The following is a 2,059-nucleotide window of genomic DNA, read 5'->3' as shown; positions in this document are numbered from 1 at the left end:
GCTTTTGAAGAACAGGCTTATAAAAACATCAATGATGTTCTTGTTATCGGAGGTCCACCTGAATGGAAACTGGATTTTGTGCCTACTTCAGAAGGATTTTACAGTTTCACGGAAAACCGCTATATTTACCAGTACAGAGATCACCTTGGCAATGCTAGGGTAAGTTTTGCTAAAAACAGCGAAGGCATTCTGGAGGTTACGGATACTAATAATTATTATCCTTTTGGCTTGAATCATATTCAGGGAATGCTTAGTAATTCAAAGTTGGGAAGCTATTATAGTTATAAGTACAATGGCAAGGAACTGCAAGAGACCGGAATGTATGATTATGGAGCGAGATTTTATATGCCGGATATCGGAAGATGGGGTGTGGTGGATCCGCTGGCTGAACAGTATCGTAGACATTCCACTTACAATTATGCTGTAAACAATCCAATCAGATTCATAGACCCCGATGGTAGAGGTGTTGTAGAAACTACTTCTGGTACTACATACACAGGAGCAGATGCTCAATCTGCATTTTTACAATTAAGGAGCTCAATGTCAAATTCATCTAGTAGCTCACCTGATTGGCACAAAGACAAAAATGGAAATTTAGTTAAGGATAAAGGCGACAATGCTAGTACATTATTAAGCTACGTTAATAATAACTATAAGGACGCAAAGCTCAGTGAATCTGCTGCTAATACTTTATACTCTACTCTAGAAGATGGGAAAGTCGATTTAAATCAATTAAATCCAGAGACCTTAAATAAGAATTTATTTGGATATAATTATCCCGGTGGGAAAAACCCAAGAAAATATAATGGCGAATCTGATTATTCAGTACCACCAACTGAAATAGAAGTTCCAGCTTTTATTCATGATAAGGATTATGATAAATTACACGCTGTAGGAGCGGGTGCATTATTTAACAGTACGGCTACAATTACAGCAGATGATCGTTTTGTTGATAGTATGGGTAAATTAGAAGAGAAGTATAGAAAAGAAGGAAATAATAAACTTATGATTCAGGCAAAAATATTAGGAAGGGGATTGAATAGTGCTTCTCAGCCTAAAAGGCAAACTATAAAAAGTATTTTGAAACAAGCTATAACATTTCCATCACTAAGATAATATATGAAAAGAAATAAAATTTTATTCGGTACAATGCTATTAAGTTTAATATATGTATTGTTAGGGACTTTAGTTGTTTTGGTTAGTTTCCCAGAATACTCTTTGTTTGGCTTCGATTATAATAGCCCCCTTTGGACACCACTCGTAATAATTACTTATCCTGTTAATATTTTATTATTTGGATTAGTTATGGTTGATGTCTCCTTTTTATCAATATTCATATTGCAAACAATAGTTTTTCTAATTTTATGGTTTATCTTATATAAGTTGGTTTTATACTACTTAAAGATAAAAAATAGAAAAAAAAATTAATAACAACAAGAAAGCCACTCATTGAGTGGCTTTCCTGTTGTTACTTATCAAACTGTTCATCAACAAGGTCGAGAAAACCCTGCGCCAGTTCGTCGAGGATAGATAGGTGTTCTTCTTCAAGATAACAGAAGTTCCTGTAAAGGTTTTTGGATGGGTTTAGGAACTCGAAGAAATCGAATGGCAGTTTTTGGATAAGGTAGTCAAGGTTTTTTACCTTGGGGTCAATGTGTTCGCATAGCTTCCAAAGGATGCGGATGTTGATTTGATTGGGATGGTATCGCAGGGCGACATAGATAAATATGACGCAAGCCCTGTAGAAGAACCCACTCAGCATCAATCCCAATCCTTCATTAGCGGTCTGGTCTTCCTGTGAGCGTAGTAGTTTATAGTTTTTTTGCAACTCACTACAAAGTCTGTAGTAGATGCCCTCGTCAGTGTCTCCGTTCGTATCTATTGTAACCCGCTCTACGAAGTTTGTAACTTCGTAGCAGATAATAAAAGAACCTCGCAAATTGCGAAGTTTTTTGTGTTTTATGACGTTTTTATATTAGAAAATTATAGAAACGATCCCTCCTACAGGAACCACACAGCTTGTCGACAATCTTACCTATCATTATACAGGAAACCGCCT

At 36.0% G+C, this 2,059-nt stretch carries 2 protein-coding genes; one reads left to right on the top strand and one right to left on the bottom strand.

Annotated elements, in window-relative coordinates; genetic code table 11:
- Positions 1 to 1,116, top strand: a 1,116-nt coding sequence (locus tag BUC06_RS23245) for an RHS repeat-associated core domain-containing protein (protein ID WP_139263433.1), incomplete at its 5' end; no start/stop codon positions are given.
- A gap of 352 nt (positions 1,117 to 1,468) precedes the next feature.
- Here the strand turns inward: BUC06_RS23245 and BUC06_RS23235 are convergent.
- Positions 1,469 to 1,939 carry a hypothetical protein gene (locus BUC06_RS23235; protein WP_139263432.1) on the bottom strand — a complete coding sequence of 157 codons (471 nt, stop codon included), beginning with the start codon at positions 1,937 to 1,939 and terminating at the stop codon, positions 1,469 to 1,471.
- Between the last annotated feature and the right edge of the window lie 120 nt (positions 1,940 to 2,059).

This window comes from Chryseobacterium carnipullorum, from assembly GCF_900142785.1.
Lineage (GTDB): Bacteria > Bacteroidota > Bacteroidia > Flavobacteriales > Weeksellaceae > Chryseobacterium > Chryseobacterium carnipullorum.
The sequence above is the reverse complement of the archived record's forward strand: the minus strand, read 5'-3'. Positions and strand labels throughout refer to the sequence as shown.